This window comes from Streptomyces sp. Da 82-17 (genome assembly GCF_046098215.1).
In the GTDB taxonomy this organism is placed as follows: Bacteria; Actinomycetota; Actinomycetes; order Streptomycetales; family Streptomycetaceae; genus Streptomyces.
In genome coordinates, this window is sequence record NZ_JBJURH010000013.1 from 1 (window position 1) to 19,730 (window position 19,730).

The following is a 19,730-nucleotide window of genomic DNA, read 5'->3' on the forward strand; positions in this document are numbered from 1 at the left end:
TGAGCTGCGGACGCTCGCCGTTCAGCGCCGGACGGCTGGAAAGGGGCGCCGCGCTCAACACTGGTCGGGCCGTGCGCAGCCCTCCGGCGTTTCAGGAGCGGGGGGGCGGGGGCGGAGGCCCCGGGGTCAGTTGGGTCTCACCCCTTCACCCGCTCCCGGATCCACACCCCCGCCTCCTTCAGGACGCCGGTGCCCGTCCACTGGTCGCCGTCGCAGGTGCCGGGCTTGAAGACCGCGCCCGAGCGGTCGTCGTCGGAGTAGTTCCAGTTGGTCCAGGAGATGCCCTTCTCGGCCATCAGGTCGATGTACTTCTGGCTCATCGTGAAGTCGTTGCCGCCTTCGCCCGCCGAGTTCTGCGTGCCGAACTCCGTGACGAACATGGGGAGTTCGTCGGCGGCGCGGGACAGGGTGCGCAGGTATTCGTCGCCGTGCGAGGCCGCGTAGAAGTGGAAGGTGTACATGATGTTCTCGGCGTCGACCGGGTTCTCGATCACCTCCCGCTCGTCCCCGTCCTCCGACACGCCGAGCGAGGACCACGCGCGTGTGCCGACGAGCGCGACCCCGTCCGGGTCGTGCTGCCGGATGACCGGGATGATCTCCTCCGCGTACGACTTGATCCGCGACCAGGACACCCCGCTGGGTTCGTTGGCGATCTCGTAGAAGACGTTCGGCTGGTCCTTGTACCTGGAGGCCATGTCCGTGAAGAACTTCTTCGCCGAGTCCGTGTTGGCGTTGGGGTCGCCGGGGTCGAGTTGGTGCCAGTCGATGACCGCGTACATGCCGCGCGCGATCGCCTGGTCCACGACGCGCTGCGCGAGCTTCGTGAACTTCTCGGGGTCGGTCTCGTAGCCGCCCTCCTGGACGTACGTCGACACGCGCAGGACGTCGGCGCCCCAGTCCTCGGCGAGTGCGTCGAGGGAGCCGTCGGTGAGGCACTGCGCGTACCACTGGGTGCCGTGCGAGCTCATGCCCCTGAGCTGGACCGCCTTGCCCTGCTCGTTGCACAACTTCTCGCCGCACACGCTGAGTTGGCCGTTGCGGGCGACGGCGGATCCGGCCGGGGCGGCGATCGTGGGCGGCCCGCTCGGTCCGGCGTTCGCGTGGAACTGGGACGCCAGCGTGAAGACGAGTGCTCCGGAGAGGGCCGCAGTGAGGGCGATCCGCGCCGGGCGCGGGCGGGTGGGGGAGTGCTTTGCCATGGAGGTGTGCCTCCTGATCAAAGTCCGTGGGTGGGGGGTTGCGGGAAAGTTAGGGTTCTTTCCAATTGGAGTCAAGAGGTTAGGAAAGTTTCCTTACTGTTCCCGGGTGTACGGGCGCCTCGGCACCCGGCCCCTCCCCGAACCGCGGGCCCTCAGCCCCTCACTCCCCGGAGGGCCCCGCGTCCGCCGCCACCGCGACCGCCTTCGCCCACCGGTAGTCCGCCTTGCCGCTGGGCGAGCGCTGGATGGCGTCGGTGACGACCAGTTGGCGCGGGATCTTGTAGCCCGCCACCTGTGTACGGCAGTGCGTCTGGATCTGCTCCAGCGTCAACTCGCCCGCCCCCGGCCGGAGTTGGACGACCGCCGCGACATGGTTGCCCCACTTCGGGTCCGGCACGCCCGCCACCAGCGCGTCGTACACGTCCGGGTGGGACTTGAGGGCCTGCTCGACCTCCTCCGGATACACCTTCTCGCCGCCGGAGTTGATGCACTGCGAGCCGCGGCCGAGCACCGTCACGATGCCCTGTTCGTCGACCGTCGCCATGTCGCCGAGCAGTACCCACCGCTCGCCGTCCTTCCGGAAGAACGTCTCGGCGGTCTTCTTCTCGTCGTTGTAGTAGCCGAGCGGCACGTGCCCGCGCTGTGCCAGGCGCCCCGGCTCGCCCACGGCCACCGGCTCGTACGTGGCCGGATCGACCACCTGCGTACGCTCGTTGACCTCCAGGCGGAAGCCCTTCGCCGGCCCGGAGTCGTCCGTGGCCTTGCCGTTGGAGCCGGACTCGGACGAGCCGAAGTTGTTCAGGAGCAGCACGTTCGGCACGAGGGCCTGGAACTCCGCGCGCACCGAGTCCGACATGATCGCGCCCGACGACGAGACGCTGAACAGCGACGACATGTCGGCGCCCTTGCACGGGCCGTTCAGCGCGTCGACGAGCGGCCGCAGCATCGCGTCCCCCACCAGGGAGACGCTGGACACCCGCTCCTTCTCGATCGTACGGAGCACTTCCTCCGGCGCGTACTTGGTGTGCAGCACCACCCGCTGGCCGTAGTTGAACGCGATGAACGACGTCAGCGTCGACGTGCCGTGCATCAGCGGGGGAGTGGGGAAGAACGTCAGTCCGCTGCCGCCCGCGGCCACCTTCTCGGCCAGTTCCTCGGGCCGGGAGACCGGCACGCCCGCCGGATCGCCGCCGAACAGGCCCGCGAAGAACAGGTCCTCCTGCCGCCACATCACGCCCTTCGGCATGCCCGTGGTGCCGCCGGTGTAGATGATGAACAGGTCGTCGGCGGAGCGCGGCCCGAAGCCCCGCTCCGGCGAACCCTCCACCTCGGCCCTCGTGAACGGCACCGCGTCCAGGTCCGGCGCGCCGGCCGGAGCGTCGCCCACCCGCACGAGGTGCCGCAGCTTCTCCGTACGCGGAAGGGCCGCCGCGACCCGCTCGGTGAACTCGGCGTCGAAGACCAGCGCGGCCAGGTCCGCGTCCCGGTAGAGGTAGACCAACTCCTCTTCCACGTAACGGTAGTTGACGTTGACCGGGACGATCCGGGCCTTCAGGCAGGCGAGCACCGTCTGCAGGTACTCGACCCCGTTGTAGAGGTGCAGGCCGAGGTGCTCGCCGGGCCGGATGCCGCTGTCGATCAGATGGTGGGCCACGCGGTTGGCGGCCGCGTCCAGTTCGGCGTAGGTGAGCCGGCGTTCCCTGCCGGTGCCGGGGTGGTCGACGTGGACGAGCGCCTCACGGTCGGGCACCACGTCGACGACGGACTCGAACAGGTCGGCAAGGTTGTACTCCACCGCTCCTCCTGACCCCGGGATGCATGTCGGCTCGGCCGTCATTAGAGCGCCGCCCGGCACAACTGGGAAGGGGTGCCGCGAAGAAATCTGACTGGCTGTCAGAAAGCTATTGTGCTGGCACCCGCACTCCTGCAACCTGTTCCAGTCTGAGACGGGAGGACCTCGACCATGGGGCGAACTGGTGGGACGGAACACCTGACCGTAGAGCGTGCGGGCGCCACTCTGGTGCTCACACTGAACCGGCCCGAGGCCAAGAACGCGCTCTCGTTGCCGCTGCTCGTCGGGCTCTACGACGGCTGGCTCGAAGCAGACGAGGACGACGCGATCCGCTCCGTCGTCCTCACCGGCGCGGGCGGCGACTTCTGCGCGGGCATGGACCTCAAGGCCCTCGCCGGCAAGGGCATGGAGGGCGAGCGGTACCGGGACCGGATGAAGGCCGACCCCGACCTGCACTGGAAGGCGATGCTGCGCCACCACCGCCCGCGCAAACCCGTCATCGCCGCCGTCGAGGGCCACTGCGTCGCCGGCGGCACGGAGATCCTCCAGGGCACCGACATCCGCGTCGCCGGCGAGTCCGCCACCTTCGGCCTGTACGAGGTCAAGCGCGGCCTGTTCCCCATCGGCGGCTCGACCGTCCGGCTGCAACGCCAGATCCCGCGCACGCACGCCCTGGAAATGCTGCTCACCGGGCGCCCCTACAGCGCCGCCGAGGCCGCCGCCGTCGGCCTGATCGGGCATGTCGTGCCCGACGGCACCGCGCTGGAGAGGGCCCTCGCCATCGCCGAACAGATCAACGCCTGCGGCCCGCTCGCCGTCGAGGCGGTCAAGGCGTCCGTGTACGAGACCGCCGAGATGACCGAGACCGACGGCCTCAAGGCCGAACTGGAGCGCGGCTGGCCGGTGTTCGCGACCGAGGACGCGAAGGAAGGCGCGAAGGCGTTCGCGGAGAAGCGTCAGCCTGTGTACCGGCGCTTGTAGGTGGCCGTCGGCCGGTTGCCGCCTGTCGCCCTGCGGGCTCGTCCTCAAGCGCCGGACGGGCCGGATTTGGCTCGGCCCTCACGGACCGGGGCCGACACCTCACCTCAAGGAGCCCCATTCGTATGCCCGAAGTCCTCAAAGCCCCCCTCGTCGTCGAGTTCCCCTTCACCCGGTCCCTCGGGCCCGTGCAGAGCGCGTTCCTCAGCGGGCTGCGCGAGCGCACCGTGCTCGGGGTGCGGACCAGTGACGGGAAGGTGCTCGTGCCGCCCGTCGAGTACGACCCGGTGACCGCCGACGAGATACGCGAACTCGTCGAGGTCGGCGCCACCGGCACCGTCACCACCTGGGCCTGGAACCACGAACCGCGCCGCGGACAGCCCCTCGCCAAGCCGTTCGCCTGGGTCCTCGTCACCCTCGACGGCGCCGACACCGCCCTCCTGCACGCCCTCGACGCCGAAGGGCCGGACGCCGTGCACAGCGGCATGCGCGTACGGATCCGCTGGGCCGGGGAACGCTCCGGAGCCATCACGGACATCGCCTGCTTCGAACCGTACGACGGCGACGAGCGCACCGAAGCGGCCCCGCACGACGGGCGGTTCGAGGACCCGGTGAGCGGCATCGTCGCGCCCGCCCGCCTCGACTACACCTACTCGCCGGGCCGCGCGCAGTCCGCCTACATCGAGGCCGTCGCCGACCGCAGGATGGTCGGCGAACGCTGCCCCTCCTGCGCCAAGGTGTACATCCCGCCCCGCGGCGCCTGCCCCACCTGCGGCGTCGCCACCCGCGAAGCCGTCGAAGTGGGCCCGCGCGGCACCGTGACAACCTTCTGCATCGTCAACGTCAAAGCGAAGAACCTCGACATCGAACTGCCCTACGTCTACGCCCACATCGCCCTCGACGGCGCCGACCTCGCCCTGCACGGACGCATCGCGGGCATCCCGTACGACCAGGTGCGCATGGGCCTCAGGGTCGAACCCGTCTGGACCGAGGGCGGACGCTACCCCGACCACTACCGGCCCACCGGAGAGCCGGACGCCGACTACGACACGTACAAGGAGCTGGTGTAGATGCGAGAGGTCGCGATCGTCGCCTTCGCGCAGAGCGACCAGGTGCGCCGCTCCGACGAACAGTCCGAGGTCGAGATGCTCATGCCCGTCCTGCACTCCGTCATGGAGCAGACGGGACTGAAGACCAGCGACATCGGCTTCACCTGCTCCGGCTCGTCCGACTACCTCGCGGGCCGCGCCTTCTCCTTCACGATGACCCTCGACGGCGTCGGCGCCTGGCCGCCGATCTCCGAGTCACACGTCGAGATGGACGGCGCCTGGGCCCTGTACGAGGCGTGGGTGAAGATCCTCACCGGCCAGGCCGACACCGCGCTCGTCTACGCGTACGGCAAGACCTCACCCGGATCCGTACGCGACGTCCTCACCCGGCAGTTGGACCCGTACTACGTGGCGCCGCTGTGGCCCGACGCGGTCGCGCTCGCGGCGCTGCAGGCGCAGGCCCTCGTCGACTCCGGTGAGACGGACGAGCCCGCGCTCGCCGGGATCGCCGACCGCAGCCGGACGTCGGCCGCGGACAACCCGCACGCACAGCTCAAGGGCGCGGTGGAGCAGGGCGATTACGTCGTCCTGCCGTTGCGCAAGGGTGACTGCCCGCCGGTCAGCGACGGCGCCGTCGCCGTGATCCTCGCCGCCGGCGACAAGGCGCGCGACCTGTGCGCGCGGCCCGCGTGGATCCGCGGCATGGACCACCGCATCGAGCCGCACAGCCTCGGCGTCCGCGACCTCACCGACTCCCCGTCGACCCGCCTCGCCGCCGAGCACGCCGGAGCCTTCGAACGACCCGTGGACACCGCCGAGTTGCACGCGCCGTTCACCTCTCAGGAGGTCGTCCTGCGCAAGGCGCTGAAGCTCGGCGACGACGTGCGGATCAACCCTTCGGGCGGCGCGCTCGCCGCCCACACCGTCATGGCCGCCGGCCTCCTGCGCATCGGCGAGGCCGCGGCCCGCATCCACCGCGGCGCGTCCGACCGGGCCCTCGCCCACGCCACGTCCGGGCCGTGCCTGCAGCAGAACCTCGTCGCCGTACTGGAAGGGGACGCCCGGTGAGCGTCGGACAAGAACCCGTGGCCGTCGTCGGCGTCGGCCAGACCAAGCACGTCGCCGCCCGCAAGGACGTCTCCATCGCCGGACTCGTCCGCGAAGCCGCCCAACGGGCCCTGGACGACGCCGAGTTGACGTGGGCCGACATCGACGCCGTCGTCATCGGCAAGGCGCCCGACTTCTTCGAGGGCGTCATGATGCCGGAGCTGTACCTCGCCGACGCCCTCGGCGCCGTCGGCAAACCCATGCTCCGGGTGCACACCGCGGGCTCCGTCGGCGGCTCCACGGCGCTCGTCGCCGCCAACCTGGTCGCCGCCCGCCTGCACGGCACCGTCCTCACCCTCGCCTTCGAGAAGCAGTCCGAGTCCAACGCCATGTGGGGCCTCTCGCTGCCCGTGCCGTTCCAGCAGCCGCTGCTCGCCGGGGCGGGCGGTTTCTTCGCCCCGCACGTGCGCGCGTACATGCGGCGCACCGGGGCGCCCGACACGGTCGGCTCGCTCGTCGCGTACAAGGACCGCCGCAACGCGCTCAAGAACCCGTACGCGCACCTCCACGAGCACGACATCACCCTGGAGAAGGTGCAGGCGTCCCCGATGCTGTGGGACCCGATCCGCTACTCCGAGACCTGCCCGTCGTCCGACGGGGCCTGCGCGATGATCCTCACCGACCGTGCGGGCGCGGCCCGTTCACCCCGGCCGCCCGCCTGGATGCACGGCGGGGCGATGCGCAGCGAACCCACCATGTTCGCCGGGAAGGACTCCGTCTCGCCGCGCGCCGGCCGCGACTGCGCCGCCGACGTGTACCGGCAGGCCGGCATCACCGACCCGCGCCGCGAGATCGACGCCGTCGAGATGTACGTGCCGTTCTCCTGGTACGAGCCGATGTGGCTGGAGAACCTCGGCTTCGCCGACGAGGGCGAGGGCTGGAAGCTCACCGAGTCCGGCGTCACGGAACTCGACGGCGACCTGCCCGTCAACATGTCCGGCGGCGTCCTCTCCACCAACCCCATCGGCGCCTCCGGAATGATCCGCTTCGCCGAGGCGGCCCTCCAGGTGCGCGGCCTGGCCGGCGAGCACCAGGTCGACGGGGCGCGCACGGCGCTGGGGCACGCGTACGGGGGCGGGTCGCAGTTCTTCGCGATGTGGGTGGTCGGGGCGCAGATGCCGCGGAGTTGAGGCCCGCGGGGTTCGGGGCTGGTCCCTCTTACGTGGCCTGTGCGCGGCCCGCGCCGGTCGCTACGCTGGCCGCAGACCCACGGGTAAGTACCGGGAGGAGCACGCACGTGGCCGAGAGCACCACCGCCCAGCAGACCTTCGCCGGCCGGCAGAAGCCCGACCTCGATCTCAGCAACGCCGCCTGGCAGTCCAGCAGTCAGGGCCGGGGCGACGTGCAGATCGCGTTCGTCGAAGGCTTCATCGCCATGCGCAACGGCGACCGCCCGGACAGCCCGTCCCTGATCTTCACTCCGGCCGAGTGGCGGGCGTTCGTCCTGGGGGCGCGGGAGGGCGAGTTCGACCTGACCTGAGGCCCGGGGCCCACGTCACGTACGGACGATCTCCTCGCGGAGGCGGCGGGTGAAGCGGCGCAGCAGGTCCAGCGTCTCGTGATGCTCGGCCCTGCGGTCGTCGCGGTCCTCGCCGTCCCCGCTCGGGCGGGCCTTCCATACGCGCTTCGCGAGCGCGTCCGCGAGGGCGACGGTCTCCTCGTCGCACACCAGGTAGATGGCCGACCTGGCCTCCTGCATACGGCCGGCCAGCTCGTTGCCGCCGACGCCGTCCACGTCGACTCGGGTCTCCCGGAGGAAGTCGATCAGTTGCGACACGGCGGTGTTGAAGGCGACACCCGCCTTGAGTTTCTGCTCCCGCCGCCACATGCGGTCCTGCCTGCGGGCGGTGAACCACGCCCCGAAGACGACTCCGGCCAGTCCGATCCCGGCGCCTGTGACGACGGAGAGAAGATTGCCCATGAGCCTGGATCTTCCCCCCAGCCCGCCTCCCCCGAAAGCCCCCGGTCAAGGCTGGGCCCCTCTTGGCCCGGGCCTCCGCCCCGCACCCCGACCGCCCTCCGGGCGCGTCCTCAAACGCCGGACGGGCTGAAAGGCTGGGGTGGCGCCGGGGTTTGTTGGAGGCGCGGGGTGTTGCGCAAGCAGCCCTGATGGAGGGGGAGTTGAGCGTGCGGCTGGGGTGGGGGGCTGCGGGGCGGTGGTGCCGGGCGCCGTTAGGGGCGCGGGGAACTGCGGGGGCGGCCGCGATGGTGGGGTTGTCGGAGGGCGGCTGGAGGTGGGCTGAGGCGCGCGGGGGTGCTGGGGCTTGCTCGGGGCGTGGGGTGGTGGGCAAGCAGTGCTGCTGCTGGGGAAGTTGAGCGTCCGGCCGGGGTGGTGGCTGCGGGGCGGTGGTGCCGGGCCCCCGAAAGGGGTGGGGGGCAGTGGGCAATGAGTGTTGGTGCTGGGGGAGTTGAGCGTCCGGCTGGGGTGGTGGCTGCGGGGCGGTGGTGCCGGGCGCCGTTAGGGGCGCGGGGAACTCCGCGGGTGGCCGCGATGGCGGGGTAGTCGGAGGCGGGCTGTGGCTTGTTCGGGGCGTGGGGTTGTGGCCAAGTCGCCGTGGTGTCCGGGTACTTGTGAGCGCTGCCGGGGCGGGAGGGGCTGGGGGTGGGGTCGCCGCTGTGGGGAGCGGGGTTGGTGGTGTCGGGCCCCGATAGGGGCGCGGGGAACTGCGCGAGCGGCCACGACGGCGGGGCAGCCGAAGGACGACCCCGAAGCGGGGTCCCGGGGCGGAGCCCCGTGGGGTAGGAGGGGCCCGGGCGGCCCCCGGTGGGGTTCGGGGGCCCCGAGCGGTGCAAGGGGTGGCAGCCCTGAGGGGCGAAGAGCGGCAAGCCCCGGCAGGCCGCGGGTGCAGGGCCTGGCCGCGAGCGGGGTGCAGGGGCAGCGTCCCTGCTGGGGGAGCCCGTCGAGGACATCGGGAGCAACTGCTCGGCGTGCAGCCTCAGTTGACCACGTCCGCCGCGCCCTCCCCCCGGAGGAACCCCGCCACGTTCCCCGCCGCCGCGAGCGCGATGCGTACGACCGTCTCCCGGGTGACGCCGCCGACGTGTGGGGAGAGGACGACGTTCGGTGCCCGGAGGAGGCGGAGGGAGGACGGTGGGGGCTCCGGGGCGAAGACGTCGAGCCCCGCACCTGCCAGCGCGCCCGACTCCAGCGCGTCCGCCAGCGCCTCCTGGTCGATCAGCGCCCCCCGCGCCGTGTTCACCAGGAACGCCGTCCGCTTGAGCAGCGCGAGCCGCTCCCGGGACAGCAGGCCCCGGGTCGTGTCGGTGAGCGGCACGTGCAGGCTCACGTAGTCCGAGGTGCGCAGGAGGTCGTCCAGCGGCAGCTGTTCGGCGCCGAGGCGGGCTTCCACGTCCGGGTCGGCGCGGCGGCGGCCGGCGTACACCACGTCCATCCCGAACGCCCGCCCCCTGACCGCGACTTCCTGCCCGATGCTGCCGAGGCCGACGATGCCGAGCCGCTTCCCGGACAGTTCGGTCAGGGACGGCTTCAGGCGGGGCAGCGCCCAGTCGCCGGCGGCGAGCGCCGTGTGCGCGGGGACCACCTGCTTGGCGAGGGCGAGCATCAGCGCGAACGTCTGCTCGGCGACGTTCTGCTTCTCCGCGTCGCTCGACCCGATCGTGCACACCGGTACGCCCCGGCCGCGCGCGGCGGCCACGTCGACGTAGTCGAAGCCGTGGCTCGCGCACTGGACGAGTTCCAACTCCGGTGCGGCGGCGAGGTGTCGGGCTGTGACCGGGGAGAGTGCGGTGATCACCACGTGGGCGGTGCGCAGTGCGTCCGGGTCTTCGTCGAGGGACTCCACGACCGTGATCCGGGTGGGCGCGGGCAGCAGCGCCGCGAACCCGGAGCCGGCCGCGCGCCCGCCGACGTGCTCGGGCACGACCGCCAGCACATGGCGCTCCGGCCCGGCCTGCGTCGACGACCCGCTCATGCCGTCGCCCCCGTACCCGAGTCCGAACCCGTACCCGAACCCGTACCCGACCCCGAGCCCGCACTCTCCAGGTCCGCCCCCGACACCGTCCCCGGGCCCGCGTGCCCCGTCAGGGCCAGCGTCAGGTCGAACTCGGCGAGCAGGCAGCGGATCACGTGCTCCACGCCGGCCTGGCCGTCGAGGCCGAGCCCGTACGCGTACGGACGCCCCACGAGCACCGTCTCCGCGCCGAGCGCCAGGGCCTTGAAGACGTCGTCGCCGGTGCGTATCCCGCTGTCGAACAGCACGGTCAGCCGGTCGCCGACCGCCTCCGCGACGCGCGGCAGGGCGTCCGCCGCGGCCACCGAGCCCGCGACTTGCCGCCCGCCGTGGTTGGAGACGACCACGCCGTCCATGCCCGCGTCGGCCGCGAGCCGGGCGTCGTCCGGGTGCAGGATGCCTTTCAGGACGATCGGGCCGTCCCAGTTCTCCCGCAGGAACGCCAGGTCCGGCCAGGTCTTCGCCGGGTCCGCGAACATGCCGACGAAGTGCATGACCGCCGCGTTCGGGTCCTCGTGCACCGGCTTCGCGAGGCCCGACAGGAACGCCGGGTCGGTGAAGTAGTTGGCGGTGCCCACACCGTGCAGGAACGGCAGGTACGCCTGGTCGAGGTCGCGGGGCCGCCAGGCGAGCAGCGGGGTGTCGAGGGTGACGAGCAGCGCCGTGAAGCCGGAGGCCTTCGCCCGGTCGAGGAAGCTCTTCGTCACCTCCCGGTCCTTCGCCCAGTACAGCTGGAACCACCGCTCGCCGTCCCCCATCGCCTCCGCGACCTGCTCCATCGGCGTGCTCGACGCGGAGGAGAGGACGAACGGCACGCCCTGCGCGGCCGCCGCCCGCGCCGCCGCCGACTCGGCGTCCGGGTGCATGATCGACAGGACGCCGACGGGCGCGAGCGCCACCGGCGCGGGCAGCGCGCGCCCCAACACCTCGACGGACAGGTCCCGTTGGTGCACGTCGCGGAGCATCCGCGGCACGATCCGGCGCCGGTCGAGGGCCTCCCGGTTGGCGGCGGCGGTGCTGCCGCTGCCCGCGCTGCCCGCCACGTAGCCGACCGGGCCGGGGCCGAGCCGGTGCTCGGCCAGCTCCTCCAGGCGCGTCAGATCCGTCGGCAGCCGCGGCACGGCGCCGGTCATGCCGTTGAGATAGATCTCGTACTGAAAGTCCGCCCAGTGACCAGCCACTATGTCGATTCCTCCGCACTAGAGGGCACATTCGGGGGCGCTTCCCAGAGGGGCGAGAGCACGCCCGGTCACCTTCACACCGGCGCGTACGGCGATCAAGAGCGAGGCGCGGAAGTGACGTACGACATACCAAGCGGTATGCCATCCGTGCGGAAAGGCCGCGCGAGGCCCGGGCGTATCGTGGAGGCAGGGCCGGGCGGGGCCACGCCTGCACGTGCTTCGCCTGCTCCGAGCCGCTGTCGGCGCCCCCGTACCGGTGGGCGAAGGAGACAGCGATGAGCAGCGAGCGCACCCACTACGTCACCACCACCGACGGCGTCACCCTCGGCGCCACCGTGCATGGCCAAGGGCCGCCGCTGGTGTTCCTGCAGGGGGCCGTGGGAGACGGCGACCTCGACTGGAACCGGGTGGTGGAACGCCTTGCCGACCGGTTCACCTGCCATGCGCCGAGCATGCGCGGCCGTGGCCGCAGCGGTGACCACCGCGACCTCAGTGTGCGCCGGCAGATCGACGACGCGCTCGACTACGTCGACAGCCTCGGCGAGCCGGTCGGGCTCGTGGGCTGGTCCGGCGGCGCGAACCACGCCCTCGGCGCGGCGGCGCGGTCCGACGCGATCACGTCCGTCGCCCCCTTCGAACCCGTCCTGCTCGGGCTGGCCGAACCGGAGCAGCAGGCGGTGGTCGGCCAAGCCCTCGGCCGCACGGGCGCGCTGGTAGCCGAGGGCGAACTGGCGGACGCGGTACGCGCCTTCCTCGGTTTCCCGTTCACCGAGGAGGAGATCGCCGCGGCCGATGCGCTCGGCTACTGCACGGCCGCGGCGCCCTACGCCCCGAAACTGCTCGACCTGCTCGGGCAGGTCAGGGAGTACGGGGACCCCACCGAGGATCCGGCGCGGCTCGGCGCGATCTCCGTTCCGGTGACGGTGCTGGTCGGGGCGGCCACCAAGCCCGTCTTCGCCGCCGGCGCCCGGCACGTGGCCGAGCACGTGCCCGGGGCGCGGGTCCGGGAGATCCCGGGCGCGGGGCACGCCGCCCCGCTCACCCACCCCGAGGCGCTCGCGGCGGCGCTCGCCGAGTTCTTCACGCCACGGCACCAGCCCGCCTGACCGCGGCACGCGCGTCCGAGAGGGCAGCGGGCCGGGGCCTCAGCGCGGTCGGCGCGCAGTCCTCCGGCGCAGCCCCCGCAGCAGCCCACGGCGCGCACGCACCCGCCGCGGACGCGACCCACCGGCATCCGCAGGCCCGGCAGGCCCGGCGGGTCGGGGCGCCGGGCGCCAGTCCTCGTCCGGGGACAGCAGCGGACTCTTGCGCCGCGCCTGCGCCTGCACCTCCACATGCGCCTCGTACGACGTCACCTTGAACGCCTCGTCGTACGCCGCCATCGCCGCGCTCACCGCACCGCCCGCCGCGCCCCGCCGCCGCACATGCACCGCCAGCCACACGCAGCCGCCGAGGAACGCGAGCATGCCGGCCCCGATGATCAGCAGGGGCAGTACGGGCAGCAGGTCGCTCATGACGTCGAGGGTACGAGGTCGAACCGTACGGTGTACAAGGGTGGGCTCGGAGGCGGCGGGAGGGGCGGCCGGAACGCGGGCGGCCGGGCCGCGCCGCCTGGAACCACGACCGGGCTTCCGGCACTCTTGCCTTCCGTGTCATCCGTACCGCAGCAGCAGCCCAGGTCAACTCCCGCCGCGCCCCGCATGGTTGTGTGCGGGGACGACGCGCTCGGCCAGCGCCTCGCCGCCGAGCTCCGCGAGGTGTACGGCGAGCACGTGACGCTCGTCGTGCCCGCCGCGGGGAACAGACGGGTCCAGCCGCTGTCCGTACGGTCCCGCGCCGGCACCCTCATCGACCGGGTCACCGCCGCCGTGGGCCGGGCGACCGGCAACGGCCCGGGCGCCGACGACGACCGCCCCGCACCCGACGCGCGCGGCCCGCTGATCGAGGCGCCCGAGCTGACCGACGACGCGCTGATCGAGGCCGGCGTCGAACAGGCCGAGGCGCTCGCCCTCGTCAACGACGACGACGAGACCAACATCAGGGCCGCCCTCACCGCCCGCCGCCTCAACCCGCACGTACGCCTCGTCATCCGCCTCTACAACCGCAAACTCGGCCGGCACCTCAAGGAACTCCTCGACCAGGCGGGGGTGTTGGCCGCGCCCGGCGTCGAGGTGGTCGACTCGTCCACCACCGTCCTGTCCGACGCCGACACCGCCGCCCCCGCCCTCGCCGCCACCGCGATCGCCGCGACCGGCAAGGTCGTCCAGGTCGACGGACTGCTGCTGCGCGCCGCCGAACGCCGCCCCGCACGGCCCGGCCACGAGCCCGACCCCGGCCTGTGCACCCTCGCCCTCCTCTCGCCCACCGACGACCGGCCCGGCCGCGGCACCGGCGCCGACGACCCGGGCACCGAACTCCTGCCGGACGACGCGGCCGTCGCCGCCGCCCGGGAACGCGGCACCGTCGTCCTCGAAACCGTCGCCTACGACGGGCCCGAGGCCGCCCCCCAGCGTGTCCGCGGCGCCCCCATCGGCCAGCTGTTCTCCCGCCGGCTGCGCTGGACCGTCGCCGGACTCGTCGCCTGCGCCCTCGCCCTCGCCGTCGCCACCTGGATCACCCAGGGCGGCAGCCCCGTGCACGCCACCTACGTCACGCTGCTCGACCTGTTCGCCATGGGCGACCCCGCCGAGGACGCGTCACGCAGCCGCCAGATCCTCCAACTCCTCTCCGGATTCGCCGGGTTGCTGCTGCTGCCCGTACTCCTCGCCGCCGCCCTCGAAGCGCTCGGCACGTTCCGCACCGCGTCCGCGCTGCGCCGCCCGCCGCGCCGCCTCTCCGGGCACGTCGTGCTGCTCGGCCTCGGCAAGATCGGCACCCGCGTCCTCGCGCGGCTGCGGGAACTCGGCATCCCCGTGGTGTGCGTCGAGGAGGACCCGGAGGCCCGCGGCGTCGACCTCGCCCGGCGGCTGCGCGTGCCCGTCGTCCTCGGCGACGTCACCCAGGAAGGCGTCCTCGAAGCCGCGAAGATCAAACGCGCCCGCGCCCTCCTCGCCCTGACCAGCATCGACAGCACCAACCTCGAAGCGGCCCTCTACGCACGCTCGGTGAAGTCGGACGTACGAGTGTCCCTGCGCCTGTACGACGACGAGTTCGCCACGGTCGTCTACCGCACCCTGCGCGCCGCGCACCCCAACGCCCAGACGCTGAGCCGGAGTTGCACACATCTCGCGGCGCCCGCGTTCGCCAGCGCGATGATGGGGCGGCAGAACCTCGGCTCGCTGTCCGTGGAGCGGAAGGTGCTGCTGTTCGCCGCGGTCAACGTCGCCGGGCACCCGGTGCTTGAGGGGCGTACCGTCGCCGAGACGTTCAACCCCGGCTGCTGGCGGGTCATCGCGCTCGACGCGGCCGACCCGGCCGAGCGGCGGCCCGACCTCGCGTCGCCTCAGCTCGCCGCCGAGGAACGGCCGCCGGGGCTGGTGTGGAACCTGCATCCCGGGTATGTGCTGCGGTCCACGGACCGGGTGGTCGTTGCGGCAACCCGGCGGGGGTTGGCGGAGCTTACTCGGCGGCGGGCGGTTGGGGAGTCGGACGAGCTCGGTTGACGTGGGCGCCGCTCCTGCTTCGCCCTGCGGGCTCGCGTCCTCAAGCGCCGGACCGGCTTCATCCTTTGCCCCTCCCCGCCCCTTCCCCAAAGCCTGCGGCGCCGTCGTGGCTGAGCGCGCAGTTCCCCGCGCCCCTTTCGGGGACCGGAATAGCCGCCCGCTATCGGGGCCATTCGGGAATCGCGCATTGTTCCCGTCCCCTCCCTGGGCGAGCCTGGCCGGGCCGGCGTCGGGCCGGTGCAGGTCAAGCGAAGGGGAGGGCAAGCCTGTGGCACAGCAACGGCACCTTCGGCTCAACTTCGTCGACGGGCAGTGGTCCCGCGCCGAGTCGGGCCTCACCCGGGAGAACGTCAACCCCGCCGACTTCTCCGACGTGCTCGGAGAGTTCGCGGAGTCCGGCGGCGTCGACACCGACCGGGCCGTGGACGCCGCCGCGGCCGCGCTCCCCGGCTGGCGCGCCCTCGGCCCGATCCGCCGCGCGGCCCACCTCACCGAAGCCGGACGGCTGCTCGCCGAACGCGCCGAAGAGGTCGCCGCCGCCATCACCCGCGAACAGGGCAAGCTCCTCGAGGAGGCCCGCGGCGAGGTCCGACGCGCCCTCGCCGTACTGGAGTTCACCGCAGGGCAGGCCCGCAGGCTCGGCGGCGTCACCGCGCCCGCCGAGGACGAGCGGACGTTCGCGTACACCTTCCGCCGCCCCATCGGCGTCGTCGGCCTCGTCACCCCGTGGAACTTTCCGCTCGCCATCCCCATGTGGAAGGTCGCGCCCGCCCTCCTCGCCGGCTGCACGGCCGTGCTCAAACCCTCCCCGCTCACCCCGCTCACGTCCGCGCTGCTCGTCGAGGTGTTCCAGCAGGCGGGCGTCCCGGACGGGGTGCTCAACCTCGTGCAGGGCGACGTCGCGGCCGGTGAGGCACTGGTCGCCAACCCGGCCGTCGCGGGCATCAGCTTCACGGGTTCCCTCGGCGTCGGCACCGCCATCCACACCGGCGGCGCCCACCGACTCCTGCGCACCCAGCTGGAGTTGGGCGGCAAGAACGCGGTGATCGTGTGCGACGACGCGGACCTCGACCGGGCCGTCGACGCCGTCGTGCACGGCGCGTTCGGGCAGGCCGGGCAGCGGTGCAGCGCGACCAGCCGGGCCGTGGTCGACGTACGGGTCCGCGAGGCGTTCCTGGACAAGCTCGTCGCCCGCGTCGCCGGGCTGCGCGTCGGTCCCGGCGACGACCCCGCCTCGCAGGTGTGCCCGGTGGTGAACACCGTACGCAGGGACGCCGCGCTCGCCGCCGTCGAGGGCGCGCAGCGGGACGGCGGCAAGGTGCTGTGCGGCGGCGGGCCCGAGGAGCGGCCGGGCCTGCCCGAGGGGTGCTACGTGCAGCCGACGGTCATCCGGGACGTGCCGTGGGACAGCGAGCTGGCCCAGGAGGAGGTCTTCGGGCCGGTCCTCGCGGTCGTCGACGCGGACGGCTTCGACGACGCCATGCGCATCGCCAACTCCGTCAAGTACGGGATGAGCGGCACCGTGTTCACCGCGTCGCAGGCCCGCGCGTTCGAGGCCGTCGAGCGGTTCGAGGCGGGCATGCTGCACGTCAACCGCCCCGGCGTCGGCGCCTACGCGCACCTTCCGCACACCGGCGCCAAGGCCTCCCAGTACGGCCCGCCCGAGTGCTCCCCGGAGGTCTTCGACTTCTACACCTCCTGGCACTCGGCCTGCATCGGCTACTGACGCCGAGCCGTCGTGCACGGGAAGGCCCCGGCGGAATCCCGTCCGCCGGGGCCTTCCCGTACTCGCGGTGGCCGTCAGGCGCCGATGTTCTCCTCCGCGAGCCCGAACGACAGCGTCATGCCCGCGCCGCCGACCCCGTTGACCACCGTCACGCCCGGCTCCGGCGACACCACGAGTTCCGTACGGCCGTCGCGCAGGGACGGGTAGTAGCCGGTCCAGCGCTCGGTGACGCGCGCGTCGGGCAGGTCGGCGAACGTGCCGAGGTAGTCGAGCACCGCCTCGTTGATCGCCTCGTCCTCGAACGGGTCGTGCGTCATCCCGTACGCGTGGCTGTCGCCGATCGTGAGGCGGCCGTCGGCGGTCTGGGAAAGGAGCACGTGAATGCCGTGCTCGCGGTGGTACGGCAACTCCTCGGCCATCCGCGCCGCCAGCGCCGCGCGTGCCGTCAGGCCGTCGAACGCCGCGTAGTGCAGCAGCGTGAGCCCGCCGCACAGCATCGGGCCGAGCGGCCGGCCTCCGGGCTGCACGCCGGTACGCATCATCTGCAGCTTGCAGCGCACCAGGCCGCTGTCCGCGTACACCTCCGGGTAGAGCGTCGCGAAGTCGTTGCCGCTGCACACGAAGACCCGGCCGGCCCGCCAGTCACCGGCCGTCGTGGACACCGTCGGCAGGTCCACGGAGCGGACGGTGGTGCCGAAGCGGATGTCCACCCCGTACTCGGCGACCAGGTGGTCGGCCACGGCCGGTATCGCCCGCCGCGGATCCACGTTGAGCTCGGTCGGGCTCCACATCGCGGCCAACAGGCCGTCGGGACGGGCGACATGACTGGACGTCAGCGCCACCTCCGCGGTCATCATCCTGACGCCGCGGTCGCGTGCGGCGGGCGTGGCGGCGACGAACTCCTCCAGGACGGCCACCTCGTCCGGCCGGTGCGCGAGGTGCAGCGAGCCGCTCTGCTCGGCCCACATGCCGGTCTTGGCGGCGATCTCCAGCCAGATCTCCCGGCTGCGCAGGGCCCGCTCGTAGACCCTGCCGCGCTGCTGGCCCACGGCCCAGATCATGCCGAAGTTGCGGATGGAGGCGCCCACGGCGAAGTCGTCCCGCTCGAAGACGACGACGCGTTCGCCGCGGCGCGCGGCGGCGAGGGCGTGCGCGAGTCCGACGATGCCGGCGCCCACGACGACGGTGTCGGCCTGGTTGACGCTCATGTTGGAACCTCTCTGCGAGGAGTGCGGTACGACGACCTCAACGAACCCTGTTCCAGGGCCGGGTGACGTTGGATCAGGAAGCAGCAGCAGTGCGCGGGCGGCGGTTCCAGTGCGGCACCATCAGCAGCCCGGCGAGCAGCGCGGCCGCCGCGAACCCGGTGAACAGCGCGCCGCCGGACAGGAACCCGGGCAGGAGCCCGCCCAGGATCGCCCCGACCGAACCGCAGCCGTTGACCAGCCCGGCGGCCGTGCCCGCGCCCTTGTCCGTACCGAAGTCGACGGCCGCGACGCAGGAGATCATCGAGTCGGCGGCGTACACCGTGAGGCCGATGACGGCGAGCACCGCGATCATCACCGGGACGCTGCCGGTGGCGGTCAGCGGCATGAACAGCGCGAGCGTCAGCGTCAGCAGGCCGAGGGCGAGCACGCACGGCGGCACCCGGCGCGAGCCGAACAGCTTGTCGGAGAGCCAGCCGACGACGATCGGCGCGACAACTCCCGCCACACCGAAGGCGACCGGGATCAGCACCGCGCCCACCTTGTCGATGTCGGGCAGCCGACGGCTCACCAGGACGGGCCCCCACAGCAGGATCGCGTACCGGGCGGGCTTCAGCAGGAAGTAGGCGCCGCCGAGCGTCAGCACCATCGGGTCGCGGAGCGTCTCCCGATAGAGGGCCAGCCCGCCGCGCCGCGCCTTCGCCGGGGCCGAGGAGGCATCGGCGTCCGGTTCTTGACCGTGCCCATGCTCCTGCTCATGCTGCGCTTCGTCCTCCACGCCCGCGTCCTCCACACCTGCGTCCTGCGGGGAGTTCTTCTGCAGCAGCAGGAACAGGAGCAGGACGACGGCGAGGGTGGCCGCGCCCGCGAAGAACGCGACCTGCCAGCTGTCGAACAGCGAGTACGCGACCCAGCCGAGGAACGGCGGCGCGACGAGCCCGCCGAAGGCGTAGTTGGTGCTCCACAGCCCGAGCACCCGCCCTCGCTGCCGCACCGGGAAGAAGTTCCCCATGTTCTTGCACAGCGGGGCCCAGCCCGTCGACTGCGCGAGGCCCTGCAGCACCATGGCGCCGCCGAACACGAGCAGGGCGCTGCTCACCCCCATGAGGCAGGCCGCGACGATCGCGCCGACCATGCCGCCGACGACCACCACCCGCGGACCGAACCGGTCGGCCCACATGCCCCACAGGAACTGCCCGACGGCGTACGCGGCCAGATAGACCGCGTCGATCACGCCGAGGACCTGCTCGGTGAGGACGGTGTTGACCGCCGGGTCCTCCAGGATGCCGAGCTTGGCGACGGAGAACGCCTGGCGTACGAAGTAGAAGCCCGCGTAGGCGAGCCAGGTGACGGCGAAGATACGCCAGCGCCAGCGGGCGGCGGCGGCCGTCCCCGTGGTGGTCCGTGAAGTGCGCTGCGGTGGTGCGAGGTCGGCCATGGCTGGCTCCTGTCCCTCGTCCTCGGGCGGATACGGAAGGTGTGGGGGGCGGCGGCTACGCGAACACCCGGCCCGCCCGTCCCTTGAGGGTGGGTCTGTTGGGGAGCCTTGGGGCGGAACTCTCCCCGGGGGCACGGGGGCACGGGGGCACGGGGGCACGGAGGCACGGGGGGCGTGGGCGGGGGCGGAGGACCCTGGGTACGGCTCCTTGGGCGGAACTGGAACTCCCTTGGAGCGAACGTCTGTTGGGCGGGCCTCCGGATGGACGCGGGCGTCGATCAGGTCCGGCCCGTTGGGGCCAGGTGTCCATCGGATGGGATGCCGGCCGAGCCCGGGTCCCGACCGGGGCGTGCTCCGATCGGGCTCAGGCTCGCATCGAGGCCGGGCTCCGGGCGGGGACCGGGTCCGACCGGGGGCCCGCGTCGGGCGGATCAGGGCCAGGACCCGGGCCCGACCGGGGGCCCGCGTCGGGCGGATCAGGG

The 19,730-nt window shown here is 72.6% G+C and carries 16 protein-coding genes; 8 read left to right on the top strand and 8 right to left on the bottom strand.

Annotated features, from left to right (window positions below):
• Positions 1-137: 137 nt before the first annotated feature.
• Entirely contained in the window at positions 138-1,199 is a 1,062-nt protein-coding gene (locus ACIDOF_RS21980; RefSeq protein WP_409007708.1) for a glycoside hydrolase family 5 protein, read from the bottom strand.
• A 160-nt stretch (positions 1,200-1,359) separates the two neighbouring features.
• Positions 1,360-2,994, bottom strand: coding sequence for an acyl-CoA synthetase (locus ACIDOF_RS21985; RefSeq protein ID WP_409007709.1), 1,635 nt, complete (start codon positions 2,992-2,994; stop codon positions 1,360-1,362).
• A gap of 168 nt (positions 2,995-3,162) precedes the next feature.
• On the opposite strand from ACIDOF_RS21985, the gene ACIDOF_RS21990 reads away from it, so the two are divergent.
• From ACIDOF_RS21990 to ACIDOF_RS22010, 5 genes are all read left to right on the top strand, one after another.
• Positions 3,163-3,972 (top strand): crotonase/enoyl-CoA hydratase family protein, encoded by an 810-nt coding sequence (locus ACIDOF_RS21990; protein ID WP_409007710.1) that lies wholly within the window; start codon positions 3,163-3,165, stop codon positions 3,970-3,972.
• Positions 3,973-4,094: 122 nt separating this feature from the next.
• Complete coding sequence (locus ACIDOF_RS21995) at positions 4,095-5,039, top strand: Zn-ribbon domain-containing OB-fold protein (RefSeq protein ID WP_409007711.1); 945 nt, start codon at positions 4,095-4,097, stop codon at positions 5,037-5,039.
• A complete protein-coding gene (locus tag ACIDOF_RS22000; RefSeq protein ID WP_409007712.1) occupies positions 5,040-6,086 on the top strand; it encodes a thiolase domain-containing protein in 1,047 nt (348 codons plus the stop codon).
• Positions 6,083-7,255, top strand: coding sequence for a thiolase domain-containing protein (locus ACIDOF_RS22005; RefSeq protein WP_409007713.1), 1,173 nt, complete (start codon positions 6,083-6,085; stop codon positions 7,253-7,255). Before ACIDOF_RS22000 ends, ACIDOF_RS22005 begins: the two co-directional genes overlap by 4 nt.
• 107 nt (positions 7,256-7,362) lie before the next feature.
• Positions 7,363-7,605 carry a DUF397 domain-containing protein gene (locus ACIDOF_RS22010; protein WP_409007714.1) on the top strand — a complete coding sequence of 81 codons (243 nt, stop codon included), beginning with the start codon at positions 7,363-7,365 and terminating at the stop codon, positions 7,603-7,605.
• Positions 7,606-7,620: 15 nt separating this feature from the next.
• Here the strand turns inward: ACIDOF_RS22010 and ACIDOF_RS22015 are convergent, their stop codons facing one another.
• From ACIDOF_RS22015 to ACIDOF_RS22025, 3 genes are all read right to left on the bottom strand, one after another.
• Positions 7,621-8,046, bottom strand: coding sequence for a hypothetical protein (locus tag ACIDOF_RS22015; protein ID WP_409007715.1), 426 nt, complete (start codon positions 8,044-8,046; stop codon positions 7,621-7,623).
• A gap of 1,015 nt (positions 8,047-9,061) precedes the next feature.
• The gene (locus ACIDOF_RS22020) at positions 9,062-10,057 is read right to left on the bottom strand and encodes a 2-hydroxyacid dehydrogenase (protein ID WP_409007716.1); all 996 of its coding nucleotides are present in this window, start codon (positions 10,055-10,057) and stop codon (positions 9,062-9,064) included.
• Positions 10,054-11,277, bottom strand: a complete 1,224-nt coding sequence (locus tag ACIDOF_RS22025) for a lactate 2-monooxygenase (RefSeq protein ID WP_409007717.1) — start codon at positions 11,275-11,277, stop codon at positions 10,054-10,056. The genes ACIDOF_RS22020 and ACIDOF_RS22025 overlap by 4 nt, the downstream gene beginning before the upstream one ends.
• Positions 11,278-11,552: 275 nt before the next feature.
• Between ACIDOF_RS22025 and ACIDOF_RS22030 the strand changes: the two genes are divergently transcribed.
• Positions 11,553-12,383, top strand: coding sequence for an alpha/beta fold hydrolase (locus ACIDOF_RS22030; RefSeq protein WP_409007719.1), 831 nt, complete (start codon positions 11,553-11,555; stop codon positions 12,381-12,383).
• A 39-nt stretch (positions 12,384-12,422) separates the two neighbouring features.
• On the opposite strand, the gene ACIDOF_RS22035 is transcribed toward ACIDOF_RS22030, so the two are convergent.
• Positions 12,423-12,791: a hypothetical protein gene (locus ACIDOF_RS22035; RefSeq protein ID WP_409007720.1), complete on the bottom strand. Its 369-nt coding sequence runs from the start codon at positions 12,789-12,791 to the stop codon at positions 12,423-12,425.
• 186 nt (positions 12,792-12,977) lie between these two features.
• Here ACIDOF_RS22035 and ACIDOF_RS22040 point away from each other — a divergent pair, with 186 nt between their 5' ends.
• Together ACIDOF_RS22040 and ACIDOF_RS22045 are read left to right on the top strand one after the other, a co-directional pair.
• The gene (locus ACIDOF_RS22040) at positions 12,978-14,879 is read left to right on the top strand and encodes an NAD-binding protein (RefSeq protein WP_409007900.1); all 1,902 of its coding nucleotides are present in this window, start codon (positions 12,978-12,980) and stop codon (positions 14,877-14,879) included.
• A 268-nt stretch (positions 14,880-15,147) separates the two neighbouring features.
• Entirely contained in the window at positions 15,148-16,605 is a 1,458-nt protein-coding gene (locus ACIDOF_RS22045; protein ID WP_409007721.1) for an aldehyde dehydrogenase family protein, read from the top strand.
• A gap of 74 nt (positions 16,606-16,679) precedes the next feature.
• Here the strand turns inward: ACIDOF_RS22045 and ACIDOF_RS22050 are convergent, their stop codons facing one another.
• Positions 16,680-17,813 carry a TIGR03364 family FAD-dependent oxidoreductase gene (locus ACIDOF_RS22050; RefSeq protein ID WP_409007722.1) on the bottom strand — a complete coding sequence of 378 codons (1,134 nt, stop codon included), beginning with the start codon at positions 17,811-17,813 and terminating at the stop codon, positions 16,680-16,682.
• 73 nt (positions 17,814-17,886) lie between these two features.
• On the bottom strand, positions 17,887-19,248 hold the full coding sequence (locus ACIDOF_RS22055; RefSeq protein ID WP_409007723.1) for an MFS transporter: 1,362 nt from the start codon (positions 19,246-19,248) through the stop codon (positions 17,887-17,889).
• Positions 19,249-19,730: the final 482 nt, after the last annotated feature.